This window comes from Pedobacter sp. AC379 (assembly GCF_979258145.1).
Map to the genome: position 1 here is coordinate 5,634,079 of NZ_OZ409839.1, position 19,973 is coordinate 5,654,051.

The 19,973-nt window shown below is 37.9% G+C and carries 16 protein-coding genes; 4 read left to right on the forward strand and 12 right to left on the reverse strand.

Going from position 1 to position 19,973, the window contains the following annotated elements; all coding sequences use genetic code 11:
- Window positions 1-31: 31 nt before the first annotated feature.
- A complete protein-coding gene (locus ACZZZW_RS24250) occupies window positions 32-1,306 on the reverse strand; it encodes a DASH family cryptochrome (protein WP_463497323.1) in 1,275 nt (424 codons plus the stop codon).
- A gap of 167 nt (window positions 1,307-1,473) precedes the next feature.
- On the opposite strand from ACZZZW_RS24250, the gene ACZZZW_RS24255 reads away from it, so the two are divergent.
- Together ACZZZW_RS24255 and ACZZZW_RS24260 are read left to right on the forward strand one after the other, a co-directional pair.
- On the forward strand, window positions 1,474-2,379 hold the full coding sequence (locus ACZZZW_RS24255) for a TIGR01777 family oxidoreductase (protein ID WP_463497326.1): 906 nt from the start codon (window positions 1,474-1,476) through the stop codon (window positions 2,377-2,379).
- A 61-nt stretch (window positions 2,380-2,440) separates the two neighbouring features.
- Window positions 2,441-3,742, forward strand: coding sequence for a cryptochrome/photolyase family protein (locus ACZZZW_RS24260; protein WP_055903208.1), 1,302 nt, complete (start codon window positions 2,441-2,443; stop codon window positions 3,740-3,742).
- Here ACZZZW_RS24260 and ACZZZW_RS24265 read toward each other — a convergent pair.
- The 7 genes from ACZZZW_RS24265 to ACZZZW_RS24295 form a co-directional block, all read right to left on the reverse strand.
- On the reverse strand, window positions 3,732-4,640 hold the full coding sequence (locus ACZZZW_RS24265; RefSeq protein ID WP_055903210.1) for an FKBP-type peptidyl-prolyl cis-trans isomerase: 909 nt from the start codon (window positions 4,638-4,640) through the stop codon (window positions 3,732-3,734). The two genes, ACZZZW_RS24260 and ACZZZW_RS24265, sit on opposite strands and share 11 nt — an antisense overlap.
- A 163-nt stretch (window positions 4,641-4,803) precedes the next feature.
- Window positions 4,804-5,250 (reverse strand): FKBP-type peptidyl-prolyl cis-trans isomerase, encoded by a 447-nt coding sequence (locus ACZZZW_RS24270; protein WP_055903211.1) that lies wholly within the window; start codon window positions 5,248-5,250, stop codon window positions 4,804-4,806.
- A 488-nt stretch (window positions 5,251-5,738) separates the two neighbouring features.
- Window positions 5,739-7,532 carry an acyl-CoA dehydrogenase family protein gene (locus ACZZZW_RS24275; RefSeq protein ID WP_463497330.1) on the reverse strand — a complete coding sequence of 598 codons (1,794 nt, stop codon included), beginning with the start codon at window positions 7,530-7,532 and terminating at the stop codon, window positions 5,739-5,741.
- A 199-nt stretch (window positions 7,533-7,731) separates the two neighbouring features.
- The gene (locus ACZZZW_RS24280; protein WP_055903215.1) at window positions 7,732-8,907 is read right to left on the reverse strand and encodes an acetyl-CoA C-acyltransferase; all 1,176 of its coding nucleotides are present in this window, start codon (window positions 8,905-8,907) and stop codon (window positions 7,732-7,734) included.
- 138 nt (window positions 8,908-9,045) lie between these two features.
- Window positions 9,046-9,420 carry a four helix bundle protein gene (locus ACZZZW_RS24285; RefSeq protein ID WP_055903217.1) on the reverse strand — a complete coding sequence of 125 codons (375 nt, stop codon included), beginning with the start codon at window positions 9,418-9,420 and terminating at the stop codon, window positions 9,046-9,048.
- A 70-nt stretch (window positions 9,421-9,490) separates the two neighbouring features.
- Entirely contained in the window at window positions 9,491-11,896 is a 2,406-nt protein-coding gene (locus ACZZZW_RS24290) for a 3-hydroxyacyl-CoA dehydrogenase NAD-binding domain-containing protein (protein WP_463497334.1), read from the reverse strand.
- A 77-nt stretch (window positions 11,897-11,973) separates the two neighbouring features.
- Complete coding sequence (locus tag ACZZZW_RS24295) at window positions 11,974-12,408, reverse strand: MarR family winged helix-turn-helix transcriptional regulator (RefSeq protein WP_055903221.1); 435 nt, start codon at window positions 12,406-12,408, stop codon at window positions 11,974-11,976.
- Window positions 12,409-12,532: 124 nt separating this feature from the next.
- Here ACZZZW_RS24295 and ACZZZW_RS24300 point away from each other — a divergent pair, with 124 nt between their 5' ends.
- Window positions 12,533-13,495 (forward strand): hypothetical protein, encoded by a 963-nt coding sequence (locus tag ACZZZW_RS24300; protein ID WP_055903223.1) that lies wholly within the window; start codon window positions 12,533-12,535, stop codon window positions 13,493-13,495.
- 203 nt (window positions 13,496-13,698) lie between these two features.
- On the opposite strand, the gene ACZZZW_RS24305 is transcribed toward ACZZZW_RS24300, so the two are convergent.
- The 3 genes from ACZZZW_RS24305 to ACZZZW_RS24315 form a co-directional block, all read right to left on the reverse strand.
- Window positions 13,699-15,021, reverse strand: coding sequence for an OmpA family protein (locus ACZZZW_RS24305; protein ID WP_055903225.1), 1,323 nt, complete (start codon window positions 15,019-15,021; stop codon window positions 13,699-13,701).
- Between the two features lie 96 nt (window positions 15,022-15,117).
- A complete protein-coding gene (gene ggt, locus ACZZZW_RS24310) occupies window positions 15,118-16,839 on the reverse strand; it encodes a gamma-glutamyltransferase (RefSeq protein WP_463497337.1) in 1,722 nt (573 codons plus the stop codon).
- Entirely contained in the window at window positions 16,811-18,586 is a 1,776-nt protein-coding gene (locus tag ACZZZW_RS24315) for an AMP-dependent synthetase/ligase (protein WP_463497340.1), read from the reverse strand. The genes ggt and ACZZZW_RS24315 overlap by 29 nt, the downstream gene beginning before the upstream one ends.
- Before the next feature lie 253 nt (window positions 18,587-18,839).
- Here ACZZZW_RS24315 and ACZZZW_RS24320 point away from each other — a divergent pair, with 253 nt between their 5' ends.
- Window positions 18,840-19,304: a hypothetical protein gene (locus tag ACZZZW_RS24320; RefSeq protein WP_055903231.1), complete on the forward strand. Its 465-nt coding sequence runs from the start codon at window positions 18,840-18,842 to the stop codon at window positions 19,302-19,304.
- Between the two features lie 103 nt (window positions 19,305-19,407).
- On the opposite strand, the gene ACZZZW_RS24325 is transcribed toward ACZZZW_RS24320, so the two are convergent.
- A complete protein-coding gene (locus tag ACZZZW_RS24325; RefSeq protein WP_055903233.1) occupies window positions 19,408-19,842 on the reverse strand; it encodes an energy transducer TonB in 435 nt (144 codons plus the stop codon).
- Window positions 19,843-19,973 lie beyond the last annotated feature (131 nt).

Sequence of the window (19,973 nt, forward strand, 5' to 3'; positions counted from 1 at the left end):
ACTCAATCATTTTATAATTCAAATACCACAATTACGATGCCCAAGTTAACGAGTAATTGCCTTTTGGATCGAGATTTTTTATATTTTTATCAAGATCGAAAACACTTTTCGATTTTTGATCGTTTCCTACTCCGGCTACATTTGCCCAATTGCCCCAATTGCTAGCGGGATTATAATCAATCAATTTTTCTTCAAAATAAGCTGCACCAAAAATCCAGCTTACCTCTAAATTATTAATCAGATATAAAGCAGCCGTTTGCCTGGCAATGTTAGAGATAAAACCGGTTTGGTTCAGCTCTGTCATCACCGCATCCACTACCGCAAAACCTGTTTGGGCATTTTTCCATTTATTGAAGTTATCCTGTTCATTCACGATATCAATCAAACCCTGACTGCCAAAACCATCAGGACTGAAAAAGGTATTGCCGTATTTTTTAAACATAAACCGGAAATAATCCCTCCAGAGCAAGCCCAATAAAATATGATTGAACATGGCTTTTGTGTTGGGCACCCCTTCCATTTTTTTGATTTCCCAATATACTTTCCGCGGAGATAAACTACCCATGGCCAACCAGGCTGATAATTTCGACGCTAGAATTAAGTTTTTGGTGGTTGCTGCCTGTTGCATAGCCACAATTACCTTTTGAAGATGGGCCAGGCCCTCAGCTTCGCCACCTACAAATTCAAAATCAGACCGTTGATCTTTTTGTGGTGGTGTAAGGTTTAAATCTGCTAATGAGGATAGTGTTCCCCAATCAATCACTTCGGCTACATTAATCCGATCGGGTGCGGCAAAACATGGCTTAATAATCGAATCGCGCTCAATTTTTTTCTTAAACTGGTTAAAGGCATCAGGAATATCCTTAATCGGAAATGGTAAATCTTCCTTATTATATAAGGTATGGCCAATAAAATGTTTAAGGTTGACGCGTAATTTCCAAAGTGCATTTTCTACTAAGGTAGAAACGTGTGTTTCTTCTCTTGCTACCTCACGGTGATGGTAAACTTCGGTAATTTCATATTCCTGAACAAGTTGTGGAATAATATCTTCAGGATTACCCTGCGCGATAAGCAAATTACCACCAATCTGTTTTAAGGAACTGCGTAAACCTAAAACACTTTCTAAAATAAACTGTGCTCTGATATTACCTGTTTTTAGCGTACCATATTTTGTTTCGCCGAAAGAGCGGGGATCCAGAATGTAAACAGGCAAAATCGAATCAGACTTAGCAATAGCTTCCACCAGCATTTCGTTATCATGCAAGCGAAGATCATTTCTAAACCAGACTAAAATTTTTTTGGACATGTTTTATCGAAAAGGGTGTAAGAACGCGAATACAAATTTATCTTATTTTTTGTCTACATCAAACCTCTAAATATTTCTTTACAAACAGGTAACAAAAGCATTAGAACGGAATTAATATCGCTAAAAATCGCTTCGAAAAAACCCTTTCGTATCTTTGTTGTTTAAAAATGATGGCAAAGAAAATTCTGATTACCGGTGCAAGCGGACTAGTGGGTACTGAGCTGAAAAAGCATTTAATAAGCAAAAATTATCTGGTGAACACACTTTCACGCAAGAAAGGTAATGATACAAACAGTTTTGTATGGGATGTGTATAAAGGAACGATAGATGCGGATTGTTTAAATGGTGTAGATGCGATTATCCACCTGGCTGGAGAACCTGTTGCAGATAAAAAATGGACAGATGAACGCAAACAGCAGATTATAGATAGCCGCGTAAAATCAACCGAATTACTTTCCGAAACCATAAAAGCTCAACCCTATCATCAGATAAAATCGTTCATTTCTGCTTCAGCAGTTGGTTTTTATGGCGATTGTGGAGATGAAATTTTAACAGAAGAAAGTCCGAAGGGTTATGGCTTTTTAGCAGATTGCTGTAAACTTTGGGAAAATGCTGTAGACCAAGGTAAAAAATTAAGTTTAAGGGTTGTAAAACTCCGTACAGGGATAGTTTTAAGCACTGATGGAGGCGCTTTACCTCAATTGGATAAACCAGTGAAACTTTTCGCAGGATCGGCCTTAGGTACGGGTAAACAATGGACGCCATGGATTCATATTGATGATATGGTAGAAATGTATGTAGATGCCATAGAAAACCTTAAAATGGAAGGTGCTTATAACGCCTGCGCGCCTTTTCCGGTTACGAATACTACATTAACCAAAGCCATCGCAAAAACATTACACCGCCCCTTCTGGCCGATCAAAGTACCAAAAAAAGCTTTGGAATTATTATTAGGAGAACGTGTAGATGCCGTTTTGATGAGCAACAATACCTCAGCACAAAAAATTTTAAATGCAGGATTTAAATTTAAATTCACACATTTGGATGATGCTTTAAAGGATTTGTACAAATAAATTACCGGGTTAATTGGTTTAATTAAGCCTAAGAAGCAAAAAACACACAACTATACTTTCCATGACTCCAATATCCATTTTCTGGTTCCGCCGCGATTTACGGTTAGACGATAATGCCGCCTTATATCATGCGCTTAAAAGTGAATACCCGGTTTTACCATTGTTCATTTTTGACAAGAATATATTAGATAAACTGCCTAAAGATGATGCCCGCGTAACATTTATTTATCAAACGATAGCCGATTTAAAGAAAGAACTTCAGCAGCAAGGGTGCGATTTATTGGTGAAATATGGGGAACCTGAAAAAATCTGGCCTGAGATTTTAAAAGCGTACAACATTAAAGCGGTATACACTAACCATGATTATGAACCTTATGCCCGCGAACGTGATGATAACATGGCGGAGTTTTTAAGCAGTGAAAAAATTACATTTAAAACCTACAAAGACCAGGTTATTTTTGAAAAAGACGAAATTTTAAAAGCCGATAAAACGCCATATACGGTTTTTACCCCTTTTTATAAACAATGGCAGGCCAAACTAAACGATTTTTATATTAAGGCCTATCCTACTAAAAAATACTTCAAAAATCTGTTTCAAAGCAAACATTTATCCGCCCCAACTTTAGCAGAAATGGGATTTGAAATGAGTAAGCTTGATTTCCCGAAAATAAGTTATAAAAACAAACTTGATGATTATGCCAATGAACGCGATTATCCGGCACTGGATGGCACCACACATATTGGTTTGCATTTGCGTTTCGGCACTTTAAGTATCAGAAAAGCTGTAAAAGATGCAATTGAAGCAAAATCCAACGTATGGCTTTCAGAACTCGCCTGGAGGGAATTTTATATGACCATTCTTTGGCATTTCCCTTACGCTGGTTTTAATTCATTTAAAAAACAATACGATAAAATTAAATGGCGAAATAACGAGGATGAATTTAAGGCCTGGTGCGAAGGCAATACCGGTTACCCTATTGTAGATGCCGGAATGCGACAACTTAACCAAACCGGCTGGATGCATAACCGTGTACGCATGGTTGTTGGTAGTTTTTTAAGTAAACATTTGTTGATTGACTGGCGCTGGGGTGAAACCTATTTTGCCGAAAAGTTGCTCGATTATGAAATGGCGAGTAATGTAGGTGGCTGGCAGTGGGCGGCAGGCTCTGGAAATGATGCTGCGCCATATTTTAGGGTTTTTAATCCTGAACTTCAGATCAAAAAATTCGACCCTAAGTTTGAATACATTAAAAAGTGGGTGCCAGAATTCGGGACAAAAAAATATGCCCAACCAATAGTTGAGCATACTTTTGCAAGGGAAAGGGTTTTAAAAGTTTTTAAAGAGGCGTTATCTAATTCGTAACGCCTACTATTTCAATATCGAAATCTAAAACAGAATTAGGAGGAATTGTCCCACTACCAGAGGTTCCATAAGCCAAATCAGAAGGAATTAACATTCTAAATTTAGTTCCAACTCTAAATTTTGGAATCATTATTTGCCAAGCTCTAATTAATCCAGTTAAAGTTGATGAGTAACCATCAGCGTTTGAGTCAAAAGACGTTCCATCTAAGGTACGACCAGTATATTTGATGTTTACAGTGCTTTCAATTCCATTTACCGGATCCCCTGTGCCTAATGTATTAACGATATAATAAATTCTACTCGGATCCTTTGTGGCAACAAGAGCTTTAGTAGTTATAAAACTTTGAATCTTTGCATCATCAAATAGCCATTGTTTACGATATGGATAAGTCTTAAGCGTTAAATCAAGGTTTTCATTAGAAGGAATTGGACCAGCACCGTTTCTACCAAATGCCAAATAGGAAGGCAACAAAATTCTAGCAGTACCACCTGGCTTAAGATGTAAAGCCGCTGTTCTCAACGCAGGAATATTGTATGTAATTGATGTAGACAATGATGACTGAAAAAAGGAATTTAAATAACCAACATAGGTACCCAAATTTCCATTTATAGGTGACTGAAGATAAGTTGAACCACTCTGCATTGATTTTACTGTAATATCATACAATACAGAATCTTTGTTTAAGAATAGTGTTTCATCAGTAGGGTTTGTAACCTGATAATAAAATCCTGTTCTATCAGGATCCGGCACCATTTGTGTTAAATTATTTTTTGATATATAAGCTTTTATAGCCGCGTCATCTATAGTTTGAGCAGTATCATACTCTTTTTTACACGAGCTGAAAATGGTGATAGCCAGTAAAAGCGTAAATAAGCTAAGTTTAGTAAAATTGTTCATTTATTATTGTACGTCTGTAAGTGTTATAGTTAAATTGGGCATACCAAAAATATAATATGTTTAAACTTAACCATCATCCGCAAAAATAAGCTTTTAATACGGATGCTACAATTTTTAACCTATTTTAACAAATAAGCACGTTATAAACATTTTAAAAATGAGGCTATTGCGCGTTCGAAAGCTGAATGGTAAAATCCAGAACTGAATTAGCCGGAATAGGACCTGTAGCGCTGCTGCCATAGCCTAAACTTGGTGGAACGATTAATCTAATTTCTCCACCTTTCTGGATTTTAGGAATACCGATTCTCCAGCCGGTGATTAATTCGGCAAGATTGAAAGTTTGCTCTTTACCACCCCCATTATCAAACACGCTGCCGTTTAACAATCTGCCTTCATATTTAATGGTGATTTTAGTATTGCTTGGATAAGCGAATGAACCAGTACCCGGCTTAATGATTTGATAATATAAGCCAGAATCATCTCTAACGGCATTAATATTATTTTGCTTGATGAAATCAGTAATTTGCTTTTCAGGATCTTCATCCTTTTTACAAGATGAAACTGCAACTACACATAAAAAGAGTACGGTAAGGAATCTAAATTTAATCATGGGGCGAAAATAAGATTTTAATCTCATATAGCTAAGTACTTATGATTTTTTTGAATACAGCTATCCTCAATTCAACCGCAGCGGAGAAATCTTTGAAATGGTTTTATAGCACTTTTAAAATATTTTCTCGACTACGTTGCTCTTCGCTCGAAATGACGACAAGTGGAAGAAAAACCTCTATAGAGCTATCGTCATTCGACCGCAGCGGAGAAATCTTTGAAATGGTTTTATAGCACTTTAAAAGATTTTCCCGACTACGTTGCTCTTCGCTCGAAATGACGACGAGTGGAAGGGAAACCTATATTTAGCTAGCGTCATTTCGACCGCAGCGGAGAAATCTTTGAAATGGTTTTATAGCACTTTAAAAGATTTTCCCGACTACGTTGCTCTTCGCTCAAAATGACGACGAGTGGAAGGGAAACAAAAAAGGTTTAGTGCCTGAGTTGATGCACCCAAACCCTAAACCTTTAACCTCACACCTTCTACCCTTAAAAAATATATTTATTCGCTTCAATAAGTTGTTGTGCAACTCTCTGGCGGGCATCTTTAACATTAAACGGCTCTACTTTAGTAAAACGGCGTAAACCCACCAACATCATACGTTGCTCATCGCCTTCGGCAAAAGCCCAAAGTGCTTCTTTACCTGCTTTGGCAATCCCATCTACGGCTTCAACTAAATAAATGCGTAATAAATCCAGCTGACCAGCTGATGCTTCCTCACCACGGGTACTTACTAACTTTTCCGTTCTCAATAAGGCTGATTCAAGCACGTATACATAACCTGCCATATCGGCAATATTCATTAAAATTTCCTGCTCTTTGCTTAAAGTCATCATCAACTTTTGTACTGCAGCACCGGCTACCATTAAAGTTGCTTTTTTCAAATTCGCCAATACTTTTTTCTCTGCTGCAAACAAGGTAGTATCCTCTTCACCAAAATCGGGGATGCTCATTAGCTCGGCGGCCACTGCGGTAGCTGGTGTCATTAAATCCAATTCCCCCTTCATGGCACGTTTCAGCATCATATCAACGGTTAATAACCGGTTGATCTCATTCGTTCCTTCAAAAATCCTGTTGATCCGCGCATCGCGATAGGCTCTATCCATAGGTGCATCGGCACTAAAGCCCATACCACCGTAAATCTGTACGCCTTCATCAACAGTATAATCTAAAGCTTCAGAACCCCAAACTTTTAAAATGGCACATTCCACAGCAAATTGCTCTACTGATTTTAACCTGGCCTTACCAGATTCCATTCCACCGGCAACCAATTGGTCGTAAGTATCATCAATATTTTGTCCTGCACGATAGTTTGCAGCATCAACAGCATATAGTTTAGCTGCAATTTCTGCAATCTTAAAGCGAATGGCGCCATATTTCGAAATCGGGCGACCAAACTGGATCCGCTCATTGGAATAATTAATGGCTGTATTTAAAGTTGCTTTTGATGCACCGATAGCCGCGGCAGATAATTTAATACGGCCAATATTTAGAATGTTTACCGCTATTTTAAACCCGTTTTCTCTATCACTCAACATATTCTCAATAGGTACGGGGCAATCGTTAAAGAAAACCTGACGGGTTGATGAGCCTTTAATACCCATTTTATGCTCTTCAGGATTCATGGTGATGCCACCAAAATCTTTTTCTACAATAAAAGCAGTTAAGTTTTTGTCATCATCTATTTTAGCAAAAACGATAAAAATATCAGCAAAACCACCATTGGTAATCCACATTTTTTGTCCGGTGATGATATAATGTTTACCATCCTCGCTTAATTTTGCTTTTGTTTTACCAGAGTTGGCATCCGAACCCGAATTTGGTTCAGTTAAGCAATATGCAGCTTTCCACTCTCCTGAGCCCAACTTAGGGATATATTTGGCTTTCTGCTCTTCATTTCCATAATATAAAATCGGCAAAGTACCAATACCGGTATGTGCAGAAAGTGCAACAGCAAAAGAGTGGCCGGCACCTACAACATCGGCCACCAACATAGAGGTGTTGAAGTTTTTACCAAAACCTCCATACTCCTCTGGTACCGATACGCCAAGAATACCCAGTTCGCCAGCTTTGGTTAAAAGTGTTGGCATTAACTCAGGATCTTCCTGTTTATCTATTTTATCTAAATTGGGGTAAACTTCTGCCTCCAAAAAATCGCGACAGGTTTGTGCAATCATTTGTTGTTCTTCATCAAATTCTTCAGGGATAAATACTTCCTGATAAGTGGTATCCTTAATTAAGAATTCGCCACCTTTAATTGTTCTTTTTTCAGTTGTTTCCATTTTTATGAGATTTGAGAAATGAGATTTGAGATTTGAGACCTGCTCAAAATTCAAACTCAAATCAGTAATGTTATTTTTTATGATGCGTCATGCTGAATTTATTTCAGCATCTTTCCTGCTAAGCCACTTTGCAATTAGACCATACTTAGCATTTGCTTACTCGGTTGTGATTGCTTCGTACCTCGCTATGACGATCTGTCTATAAAAGTTCAAAAATCCCCGCAGCTCCCTGCCCCGTTCCTACGCACATGGTTACCATTCCATATTTCTTGTTCTGCCTTTTTAGCTCATTCATAATCTGAACGGTAAGTTTTGCTCCTGTGCAACCTAACGGGTGCCCTAATGCAATAGCGCCTCCGTTTACGTTTATCACATCAGGGTTTAAATCCAATGTTCTGATCACCGCCAATGACTGCGACGCAAAAGCTTCATTTAATTCAATTAAATCGATATCTTCTTTTCTTAAACCAGCTTGTTTTAATGCTTTTGGAATGGCCTCAATCGGTCCGATACCCATAATCCTCGGCGGAACGCCTGCAATGCCATAACTCACTAACCTGGCAATTGGCTCGGCATTAAGCTCTTTCATTTTCTTTTCTGAAACCACCAATACAAAGGCTGCACCATCGGATGTTTGCGAAGAATTACCTGCCGTAACGCTTCCTACTGCATCGAATACAGGTTTCAGTTTGGCAAGTTTGTCCAAAGTTGTATCTGTACGCGGACCTTCATCGGTATCAACAACATATGAACGTGTTTTCTTTTTAAGATTATCATCCAAGTAATTTTCATTAACTGTAATGGGTAAAATACCATCTTTTAAATGACCGTTTTTTATGGCATGAATGGCTTTCTCGTGTGATTTCAATGAAAAGGCATCTTGATCTTCGCGACTCACATTATATTCTTTGGCCACAGCTTCGGCCGTTAAACCCATTCCCCAATACCAGTCGGGATTATTTTTAGCAACTTCTGCATTTGGCACTAATTTCCATCCACCAAAAGGCATTCCGCTCATTACCTCTACTCCACCGGCAATAATACAATCGGCCATGCCGGCTTTAATTTTGGCAACCGCTGTTGCAATGGTATCTAAACCTGATGCACAATAACGGTTTACAGTAACCCCAGGCACCTTATCGGTATCCAAGCCCATCAGCGAAATCATACGGCCAATATTTAAGCCTTGTTCTGCCTCTGGTGTAGCATTACCTACAATTACATCATCAATCTGTTCATTATCTAAATTCGGAACCGATGCCACTAAAGCCCTGATTACTTCTGCGGCTAAATCATCAGCTCTTGTAAAACGGAATACGCCACGGGGCGCTTTGCCCACTGCTGTACGATATCCGGCTATAATATATGCTTCCATTGTTTAAGATTTGAGACTTGAGATATTAGATTTGAGACTTATTCAAACCAATAACTCAAATCGATTATTATTTTAGATTTGAGACATTAGATGTGAGACGTGAAAAGGTAATCTGTTTCCAATCTCACATCTAGTTTCTCACATTTTTTTCATATTAATTTTCTTTTCCAGCATTTGCTGGAAACCATAAGTCATTTTTTGTAATTCATCGATCTTAGACAGTAAAGGATCTAAAATCTCAGATTCGAGAATAGATAGCTTGTTAGCGATCACCAATTGTGTTTGTAACTCGTAAGAAGAGCCGTTGGCTATACCTAAAAAGTTGTTAAACTCTTTAACTGAATTTCTCCCGGCACCTTCGGCAATGTTAGATGGAATTGAGACTGCTGCCCTTCTTGACTGACTAATCAAACCAAAGCGTTCATCAGTTGGAAATGTTGATGTTGCCTTGTAAACATCAACAGCTAAATCGATAGCCTTATTCCAAATTTTTAACTCTTTTAAATTATTCATTTCTTTTATTTTAAAGCTTATGCTATAACCGAAGCGGCCTGTCTCAAATCTAATATCTCCTATCTCACATCTAATTCCTCAAAGGTTTCCCTTTTGTAATGATGCTCTGAATCCGCTCTAACGATTTGCGCTCTCCTGCGAGTGATAAAAATGCTTCTCTTTCGAGATCCAATAAATATTGTTCGGTTACTTCTGTTGGAGATGATAAATCGCCACCACACATTACATAACCCAATTTTTCGGAAATTTTTTTATCGTGCTCAGAGATAAAATGCCCTGCATACATACTATTTGCTCCTGCATATACAATTCCTAAGCCCTGCTTACCCAAAACTTTAATATCGTTACGCTGAACGGGTTTAGTATATCCTGCATCAGCCAGCTCTATTGCTTTTGCCTTTGCATCAGCCAATAAACGGTTACGGTTCATTGAAATTGAGAATTTATCTTTCTGAAGGTAACCCAGTTCGTAGGCTTCATAACCTGATGTAGAAACTTTAGCCATCCCTATCGTAAGGAAACGATCTTTCAGGGCATTTTGCACAATCTGATCATCCTTATATTCATCAGAGGCACGTAGCGCAAACTCTTTGGTACCGCCACCACCAGGTATAACGCCCACACCAAATTCAACCAAACCCATATAAGTTTCGGCAGAAAGCTGAACATGATCGGCATGTAAGCTAAACTCGCAACCACCCCCTAAAGTTAAATTATGTGGTGCTACTACAACCGGAATAGAGGAATAACGGATGCGCATGGAAGTATTCTGAAACATACGGATTGCCATATTCAATTCATCCCACTCCTGCTCTACGGCCATCATAAAAATCATCCCTACGTTTGCACCGGCAGAGAAATTTGCTCCATCATTACCGATTACCAAACCGCGGTAATCTTTTTCGGCCATATCAATTGCTTTGTTGATACCTGAAATTACATCACCGCCAATGGTATTCATTTTGGTGTGGAATTCTACATTCAGAATGCCATCGCCCAAATCGATAATCGAAACACCTGAGTTTTTCCAAAGGGTTTTATTTTCGCGGAGGTTATCTAAAATGATAAATTCGTCGGTTCCTGGTAAAGCTTTATAACTTTTGGAAGGAATATCATAATATTTTTTAACGCCGTTTTCTACTTTATAAAATGAAGTATTTCCGGCATCGAGCATTTCGTGCACCCAGGCCGCGGCTTTATTGCCATATTGCTCCATTCCTTCGATGGCTTCTTTTAAACCTACGGCATCCCACAGTTCGAAAGGACCAAGCTCCCAGCCAAAACCTGCACGCATGGCATCATCAATGCGGTATAACTCGTCTGAAATTTCTGGAATTCGATCTGAAACATATTCAAATAAACCAAAAGAAGAATGACGGAACAATTCGCCCGCTTTATCTTTCCCTTTGGCAAAAGTTTTCATGCGTTCGCGAAGGTTTTCAACCGGCTTGGTCATTTCTAACGTGGCCGATTTTACCTTTTGCTGAGGTTTGTATTCTAAAGTTTTTAAATCCAATGCAAGGATTTCGGTTTTACCATCAGCAGTTTTAGTCTTTTTATAAAAACCCTGTTTGGTTTTATCGCCCAGCCATTTATTTTCTTCCATTTTCTGCACATAAGCAGGAAGTTTAAACAAATCGTGTGCTTTATCATCCGGGCAATTATCATAAAGACCTTTGGCCACTTTAATCATGGTATCCAAACCAACCACATCTGAAGTACGGAAAGTAGCCGACTTCGGTCTGCCTAAGGCCGGGCCAGTAAACTTATCTACTTCTTCTACCGTTAAATCAAGTTTATCAACCAAATGCAAAAGTGCCATAATTGAATAAACGCCTACACGGTTGGCAATAAACGCTGGTGTATCTTTACATAAAACAGTTGTTTTACCTAAAAACTTATCACCATATTGCATCAGGAAATCAACAATTTCTGGCTGTGTATGTGGTGTTGGAATAACCTCCAGTAATTTTAAATAGCGGGGCGGATTAAAAAAATGGGTTCCACAGAAATGTGATTTAAAATCATCGCTTCTTCCTTCAGCCATTAAGTGGATTGGAATACCTGAAGTATTCGAAGTAATTAATGTACCTGGTTTGCGGAATTGCTCTACCTGTTCGAAAACTTTTTTCTTGATATCCAGATTTTCAACCACCACTTCTATTACCCAATCGTAACCGGAAATTTTAGAAATATCATCATCAAAATTTCCTGTTTTGATTTTATTTAATGCTTTTTTGCTATAAACCGGCGAAGGGTTTGTTTTTACAGCTGTTTGCAATGCTGTGTTTACAATCCGGTTTTTTACCGCTGGGTTATCCAGTGTTAATCCTTTTGCCTGCTCTTCGGGGCTCAAATCTTTTGGGGCAATATCCAACAGCAAAACCTCAACCCCAATATTGGCGAAGTGGCATGCAATACGCGAACCCATAATACCCGAACCTAAAACGGCAACTTTATTAATGCTTCGTTTCATTATTATTTGCTTTTCAGTAGTTTGACAGAACTATTTTTATGTAATAACCTATCAAACAGGTTTGATTATTATATTTGTTAATCAACAGTATAGGCTACTGTGATATCATTTAGTTTTATCAATAGATTTATAAAGGTTTCTTTCTCTTTTTTAGAGAAATGCTCATCCAGATATTCATTAAATTTCCGAACTACACCTTTGGCCAATTGCTTTTTCTCCTTACCGAAATCTGTAAGAAAAACCTTCACCGAGCGTTTATCTCCGGCAGAAGTTTCGCGATAAATAAGATTAGCTTCTTCCATGTTATTCAACATCCGCGATAGGCTGGTAGCCTTTACCCCAAGCAAGCCCGCTAAATTTGAAACTGCTGTTCCTTCAGCATCATCTATATTAATAAGCATGTAACCAATAGCCTGCGTAATGCCAAAACTGGAAGCCATTTGGTTGTACTTATTAAACATATTTTGCCAGGCAAACTTAACGTGGTAATCTATGGTTTGTTGTTGTTTCATTTTGCTAATTTATTATGCTTGCATAACAAAGCTAACGAATGTATTTTGTTAATGCAAGTAGAAAATTTAAAATAATTGTTAAAATTTTTCTATAATAGACGTGCACAATTGAAAACGTTTTACTATGCTAAAAGTTAGATTAATAACCTGCCTAAGTATCTTTATTTTATGGACCACGGTTTGCCACAGCCAGGTATCGTATTTTGGAGGCGCACTTTTAAACAGCCAGAAATTAGAGACATTTAAAAAAACAACTACCTTATTTACGCTTCAGTATACCGATTATGCCGAATTGGAGAAATTTGATCAGGCGATTAAAAAAAACTGGACAATTACCCCTTATAAAATCATCAAACCTGAAGAGCTTGCCCGCTATGATACGCTTGCTAATTATTCATTTTTCTACTTTGACGGTTACAATGAGAAGCTGGATACTACAACCAAGGTAAATGTAGTTTATGCATTAAAATTAATCACGCCATCTAAAAAACCTAAAATTAAAGAAGAAAGCATCCTTGCTACGGTTACGCTTTTTGCGGATCAGAATACGAATTTGCTGATTGAAACGCAAGACCAGCAATTTGGCTCAAAAAGAAGTATAAAAAGCAATCTTTTATCTAACCTATATAATAAATCAAGCTTTTTAAACTGGTCGCCGGGCTTTTTAACCGGATATTTAAAGCAGATTAACGATGGATTGCTGGCCAACGAAAACAGCAGCATTGATTACCAATTTTACAATAAGGTACGCTTACCTGCGCTGGCAAAAGAAACACTTTATGTACCTGAATACATTAAGCAGGTATTTTCGTCGAGATTAACGCTTTTGCCTCCATCAGGCACCATTGCAGAGCCTTACAACTACAAGCTTAAATTTGTATCGTATAAAGTGCTTGATAGCTTAATTCTGAACAAAGAAAATAGTGTTAAATACCTGGTTTATACACAACGATCCAACGATAAAATAATTAGTATTTACGATAGTAAGGATGATAAAATTATTTATCAGCGATTTTATCCGCAATCGCTGAATTTTGAAATGAATGATTTGAGCGAGATTAAAAAAGTTATTGTTTCGCTTAAATAAAAAATTGGTGAGCATTTAATAGAATAGTTGCCATTACTGAAGAGGAACAATAAGCCATCTTAAAACGATCGCTTTAACTATAATAGTAAGGTTGCTTCAGCTAAAAAGCCCGCCAGCAATGACGACCATGTTGCTTAAAACCTTTTAAACAAAAAAAGTCCCGATTTGCATCGGGACTTTTTATTGTGTTATTAAAAAACAGACTAGTAAAGTGTAAACTCTACACGACGGTTTTGTTGACGACCAGCTGCTGTTTTATTGGTAGCAATTGGCTGACCCATTCCGTAACCTGTAGCCTCAATACGTGATGCATTTGCACCTTGAGAAACTAAATAAGCTTTTACAGATTCTGCTCTATCTTTCGATAAACGCAAGTTTAATTCTTTAGAACCTGTATTATCAGTATGACCAGCTAATTTTAAGCTGAAGTTTTTCTGAACCAATAATGCAGCAACTCTATTTAAAGAAGCATAAGATTTAGAACGGATTGTTGCTTTACCTAAATCGAATTCTAAGTTTTTAATCGCTTCCCTAACTACTTTACGATCTTCTTCTGTTACGATTACTTTTTCAACAACTTTTTCTGGAGTTTTTAATGGACAACCAGAACCGTCTACTACAGTACCTGCAGGAGTATCAGGACATTTATCTAATTTATCTGCAACACCATCACCATCAGTATCTTTCAGGATATCATTCATTTCTGAACGTAATTTTGCATTTTCAGCTTTTTGAGCATCTAAATCAGATTTTAAACCATCTGCAGTTTGTTTTGCTTTTAAAGCTTCATCATAAGTTAAAGCAACCGGATTGTGGAAAGCCAATTGTTTTCCGCTACCCAAAGCAAATTCTAAACCTGCATATGCATAGTTGTATTTATCACTTCCGTTTTTGTAATAACCATCTAAGTTATCACCATCAAGGAAGTTGATTGTCCAACCTAAATCAAAATTAACAGCGTCTGAAATTTTAAATTTAGCACCTAAACCTACCGGAATAATTAATTCGTGGATGTTATCACCACCACCAAACTCCGAAGTTCCGGCGGCAGTTGTAATTGTTGGTTTGTAAGCAGCAATACCAGCACCTGCAGAAGCATATAACTGTAAAGCGTTCTCTTTTTTAAACATATCGATATTGAACATGTTTACTACTGCATTTAAACTTCCTGAATACGATAATTCTGTATCGAAAGCCTTTACAGGTGAATTGTTAACCAATCCACTTTCATAAGGTTCGGTATTATCACCTTTTAATTTTCCACGTACTCCATCTAAACGTAGTGAGAAGTAAGGTGTAAATTGTTTTTTAATGTAAAGGCCGTAACCTAAGCTCGATTTGTTGTTACTAAAATCATTTTTACCTCCTAGCGGAGAAAGTGGAGTTAAAACTCCTGCATTAACACCAATCGACCATGTTCTGAACGTTGCTGTTGAAGTTGCAGGGCTCTCCTGAGCTGAAGCAACCGATCCGATTAATAAACCAGCGAGTGCAACTGGTAGCGTTTTGAATAGTTGTAATTTCATATTTTTCTATTATAACGTTGAATAAGCGTTGCCCATCCTTTACAATAGCCATACCAAAAATACACACTTGTAAAAATACTTATCAACTTTTCAACACTAATAGCCTATTGCTTTATCGTCGCCACGTGGATCGGCCCCCCCCTGATAATTGCCCCATTTGTTTTTCAAAATTGCGTCTACCCTCCCAATAGGGCCTCTTACCTCAAGTTTATAACCTTTGGCCCTCAATTTCTGTACACTTAAACTATCCAATGCATCTGGTTCTAAATATACTTCATCAGGCAGCCATTGGTGATGGAATTTTTTAGCAGCAACTGCCGCTTGCATAGACATATCGAAATCTATTACATTAATAATTGTTTGAAATACAGAGGTAATAATGGTCGATCCTCCGGGTGTACCCACAACCATAAATAAATGTCCGTCTTTTTCTACAATACTGGGAGTCATTGAGCTTAACATTCTTTTATTTGGGGCAATGGCATTGGCTTCTCCGCCAACTAAACCATACATATTTGGTGCGCCTGGTTTAACGGAAAAATCGTCCATTTCGTTATTAAGTAGAAATCCTGCACCTTTTACCGCAACCAACGATCCATAAGAGCCGTTTAAGGTTGTGGTAATTGAAACCGCATTTCCATCATGATCTACAATAGAAAAATGTGTGGTTTCTTCGTGTTCTGCCCCTTTTATTTCGCCAGCCAGTACTGCGCTGCTTGGTGTTGCTGCTGCCCAGTTAAAATTTGCCATGCGACTTTTATTGTATTCGGCGCTTAACATTTGCTGTTGTGGAACGGCATAAAAATCCGGATCGCCCAGGTGTGTGGCCCGATCGGCATATACCCTTCTTTCGGCCTCTACAATTACCTGTACGGTAGAATCAGCATTGTGCCCCCATCTTTTTAGTGGAAAAGACTCTACAGATTGCAGCAATTGAATTAGCGCAATACCGCCGCTAGATGTTGGCGGCATGGTAATAATTTTATAGCCCCTATAATTTCCGGTAATGGGTTTGCGCCAGGCAGAATGGTAGTTTTTTAAATCGGTTTTGGTGATAAGCCCTTTACCACGCTGCATTTCTGCCACAACTGAATCGGCAACAGCTCCCTCATAAAAACCCGCACGTCCTTTTTCCTGAATCAGTTTTAAGGTATTGGCCAATTCTGTTTGCACCATTATTCCATTTTCCTGCCAGGTACTTTCTAAATTAACAAAAGCAGTACCATTAGGATTAAATTCCATAAATTTCCGGTGCAGGCTATTCAGTTCTTCTGCTTGCCTTTTGGTGATTTTGAAGCCATTTTGTGCCAAATCTATAGCAGGCTGCAACACTTGTACCCATGATAATTTACCATACTTTTTGTGCGCTTCTACCATTCCATCAACTGAACCCGGAACACCGGCTGCTAAATGGCCGTAGAGGCTTTTATCTACAATAGGGTTACCTGCAGCATCAAGATACATATCTCTATTGGCCGAAGCAGCAGCCTTTTCACGAAAATCCAATGCATTAATTTCTCCATTGGCCCCACGGTATACCATAAAACCACCACCCCCAATATTACCGGCATTGGGATACACTACGGCAAGCGCAAATTGCACTGCCACCGCAGCATCAACCGCATTGCCTCCTTTTTTTAAAATATCGATACCTACCTGTGAAGCTTCGGGATGGGCAGAAACCACCATACCATTTTTGTATTCGCCACTATTGTTTTTACCCAATTGCCCGGTAGCACAACCAGCCAACAGCACCACACTGCTTAGGTAGATTAAAGATTTTTTAAGTTTATTGAGGGGCTTTGTAGTTTTCTGCATCTTTATATATTTTTTCTATTACCGCATTATTTTTCTCGGTAATTACTTTTCTTTTTAAACTTAACTTCGGGGTTAGTTCACCACCATCAATACTCCACTCTTTTGGTAAAAGTGCAAATCTTTTAACTTGTTCCCATTTACCAAAACCAACATTCGCAGCTTCTATTACTTCATTGTATTTGGTAAGCACTTGTTCATTTTTAATAATTTCTTCGTTAGTGGTAAAGGCAATACCTTTTTTACCTGCCCAGGTTTTTAGGGTTTCGAAGTTGGGAACAATCAGTGCAGAAGGAAATTTCCTGTTTTCGCCCAATACCATAATCTGTTCGATAAAAATTGATTCTTTATATTTATTCTCCAGCATTTGCGGTGCTACATATTTGCCACCGGCTGTTTTAAACATTTCTTTCTTACGGTCGGTAATTCTTAAATAGCGGCCTTCAACCAGTTCGCCAATATCTCCGGTATGGAACCAACCTTCGTTATCTACAGCTTCATTTGTTAAATCGGGCCGGTTATAATAACCTTTCATTACCTGGTGCCCACGGGTTAAAACCTCACCATCTTGTGCAATTTTAACTTCTACACCTTTAATTACCTCTCCTACTGATCCGAACATGGTACCGCCAAAATGGTTAACGGTAATTACGGGTGAGGTTTCTGTTAATCCATAACCTTCGAAAACCGGCATGCCTGCTGCCCAGAAAATTCTGGCCAAACGCGGATTTAGTGCTGCTCCTCCTGATACAATGACTACAATTTCGCCACCCAGCGCTTCCTGCCATTTTTTAAAAACAAGTTTGCGGGCAATGCTTAATTTAAAATTATACCAGGCTCCGGCATCAATGGTGTATTTTTCGGCTAAAGCTACAGACCAGAAGAATATTCCTTTTTTAATTCCTGTTAGTGCCTTGCCTTTCTCCATAATCTTATCGTAAACTTTTTCAAGCAAACGCGGAACGGTAGAAAATGCATTTGGTTTAACGTGCTGTATATCGGCCACAATGGTATCCATACTTTCGGCATAATAAATTCCGGTATAGTTAAAAAGGTACAGATAAATAATCATCCTTTCGAAAATGTGCGAAAGGGGCAAAAAACTCAATCCTTTTTTAACACCTTCGGGCATTACCACAGCAGAGTTTATAAAATTTGCCACCAGGTTATTGTGTGTTAACATTACCCCTTTTGGCGTGCCGGTGGTACCGGAAGTATAAATTAGCGTTAAAATATCTTCTGGGGCTACATTATTGCGGTATTCATCTAAATTGATATCTAAACTTGCCTTGCCTGCATCTATCAGTACATTCCAGTTTTCAGCCTCTTTAATTTCATTAAAACTATATATTTTGATGCCTGGGTTTATTGCCTCAGCGCAGGGTTTAATCTTTTTATACAATTCTTCATCTGCAACGAAAATGATCGAAATCTCCGCATCTTTTAATATAAATTCGATATCGTGTTCGGCAAGTGTTGGATAAAGCGGAATCTGATAGGCACCAATCTGGTTTGCAGCAAAATCGGCAATGTTCCATTCGGGCCTGTTGTGCGACATTACCGCTACCCTACCGCCTTTGCTTATGCCTTGTTTAATTAACCCACGACTAAGGTTATCAACAGCATTACAAAAATCGGCTGTACTATAATTTATCCATTTCCCATTAACTTTTCCGCTGATGAACTCTTGCTTAGGATTTTCGAGGCTATATTTCAAAAGATCAAAAACCCGTTTAATTTCTGCCGCCATATGAATAGTATAATATTTGGTTAAGTTAAAAAATCAAACATAAAGATTGATATCTATATGCTTCTTTTATGAAAATAATACCTCGTGATGTATAAAAACGCAAGCATTAAGCTTCATAAAATAAAATTAAATAAACTTAGCAATTACAAAATTACTATGCAAGCATTGTTTTTCTGATTTTAGATTTTGACCTAAAAAACATAAACGGCATTAAAGTTGTTAGGCTGATAATTATTTACAAAACATATAAAATATGAAAAAGTTATTTACAATTTTAGGATGCATTGCATTGTTTGCCCTTACTACAACAACCGTTAAAGCTCAAAACTACAAAACCGGACTTGGTTTAGGTATTGATTTTGGAGATGGTGCTACATTGGTTGGTCCTTCGGTAAGACATCATTTTAGTCGTAAAGCTGCTATTCAAGGCGAGGTCTTATTTGGTGGAAACTCTACTATTATTCAGGGTTTTTTACAATACAATTCTTCAATCCCTGGAGCTAAAGGTTTAGACTGGTATTTAGGTGGTGGTCCATCTGTTCAATTGTATGATGGCGGTTCTAGCTTTTATTTGGTTCCAATGGTTGGTTTAGATTACAAATTTAGCGGTGCACCTTTGGCATTGGCTTTAGACTGGAGACCAAGACTTTACCTTGGCGACAATGATAGCGACTTTAATGCTGGCCGTTTTGGTTTAGGATTTAGATACACTTTCTAGGTATAGCGCATGGCGCGGAGCGTAAAGCGTTACATAAGAAATCCCGTAAGAAATTCATCTTACGGGATTTTTTTGTGGGTTTTAACTTTGATTAATATTTTAACTATTGATAGCACAAGGTCATCCTTGTTCGAAAATTCATCGCCACATTTTTATTGTCACATTTTGCTGGTTCCCAGTTTGGGCAGGTTTCTAACAATTTGATCACGTTACGATCCAATTGCGTATAATTTTCGGGTGTTTTATCGTAAATACCAACGTTTTTTACATGGCCCGAAGCATCTATTATAAAAGTTGGAAAAACAGTTGATTGTAAACGATCGTTATCTACTCCATTTAGTGAATAATTTGATAAAAACTTATAGAATTTAGCAATACCGCCCGGATACTCTGGCATTTTATCAACTTGTGAATACACAAAAAGCTTCAATTGTTTGTTATAATAACCCTTACATGATGTTTGTTGTGCAAAAACCTGATTATCTTTTGCAAAGGAAAAGGTTAAAAGGCATAATATAAACAGCAACTGCTTTATCATATATTCGATATTGGTTCAATAAATATCTTAAATAAAAAAGAGACCATATCGTAATTATTGATTTGTTAACCCAAGCTTGTCGATGAACTTATTTAAAATTCCTATTTAGGGATTTCTACAGGCTCAACATA

Coding starts and splice junctions, on each gene's coding strand:
- ACZZZW_RS24250 (WP_463497323.1), bottom strand. CDS start 1,306: ATGTCCAAAAAAATTTTAGTCTGGTTTAGAAATGATCTTCGCTTGCAT.
- ACZZZW_RS24255 (WP_463497326.1), top strand. CDS start 1,474: ATGATGGCAAAGAAAATTCTGATTACCGGTGCAAGCGGACTAGTGGGT.
- ACZZZW_RS24260 (WP_055903208.1), top strand. CDS start 2,441: ATGACTCCAATATCCATTTTCTGGTTCCGCCGCGATTTACGGTTAGAC.
- ACZZZW_RS24265 (WP_055903210.1), bottom strand. CDS start 4,640: ATGAACAATTTTACTAAACTTAGCTTATTTACGCTTTTACTGGCTATC.
- ACZZZW_RS24270 (WP_055903211.1), bottom strand. CDS start 5,250: ATGATTAAATTTAGATTCCTTACCGTACTCTTTTTATGTGTAGTTGCA.
- ACZZZW_RS24275 (WP_463497330.1), bottom strand. CDS start 7,532: ATGGAAACAACTGAAAAAAGAACAATTAAAGGTGGCGAATTCTTAATT.
- ACZZZW_RS24280 (WP_055903215.1), bottom strand. CDS start 8,907: ATGGAAGCATATATTATAGCCGGATATCGTACAGCAGTGGGCAAAGCG.
- ACZZZW_RS24285 (WP_055903217.1), bottom strand. CDS start 9,420: ATGAATAATTTAAAAGAGTTAAAAATTTGGAATAAGGCTATCGATTTA.
- ACZZZW_RS24290 (WP_463497334.1), bottom strand. CDS start 11,896: ATGAAACGAAGCATTAATAAAGTTGCCGTTTTAGGTTCGGGTATTATG.
- ACZZZW_RS24295 (WP_055903221.1), bottom strand. CDS start 12,408: ATGAAACAACAACAAACCATAGATTACCACGTTAAGTTTGCCTGGCAA.
- ACZZZW_RS24300 (WP_055903223.1), top strand. CDS start 12,533: ATGCTAAAAGTTAGATTAATAACCTGCCTAAGTATCTTTATTTTATGG.
- ACZZZW_RS24305 (WP_055903225.1), bottom strand. CDS start 15,021: ATGAAATTACAACTATTCAAAACGCTACCAGTTGCACTCGCTGGTTTA.
- ggt (WP_463497337.1), bottom strand. CDS start 16,839: ATGCAGAAAACTACAAAGCCCCTCAATAAACTTAAAAAATCTTTAATC.
- ACZZZW_RS24315 (WP_463497340.1), bottom strand. CDS start 18,586: ATGGCGGCAGAAATTAAACGGGTTTTTGATCTTTTGAAATATAGCCTC.
- ACZZZW_RS24320 (WP_055903231.1), top strand. CDS start 18,840: ATGAAAAAGTTATTTACAATTTTAGGATGCATTGCATTGTTTGCCCTT.
- ACZZZW_RS24325 (WP_055903233.1), bottom strand. CDS start 19,842: ATGATAAAGCAGTTGCTGTTTATATTATGCCTTTTAACCTTTTCCTTT.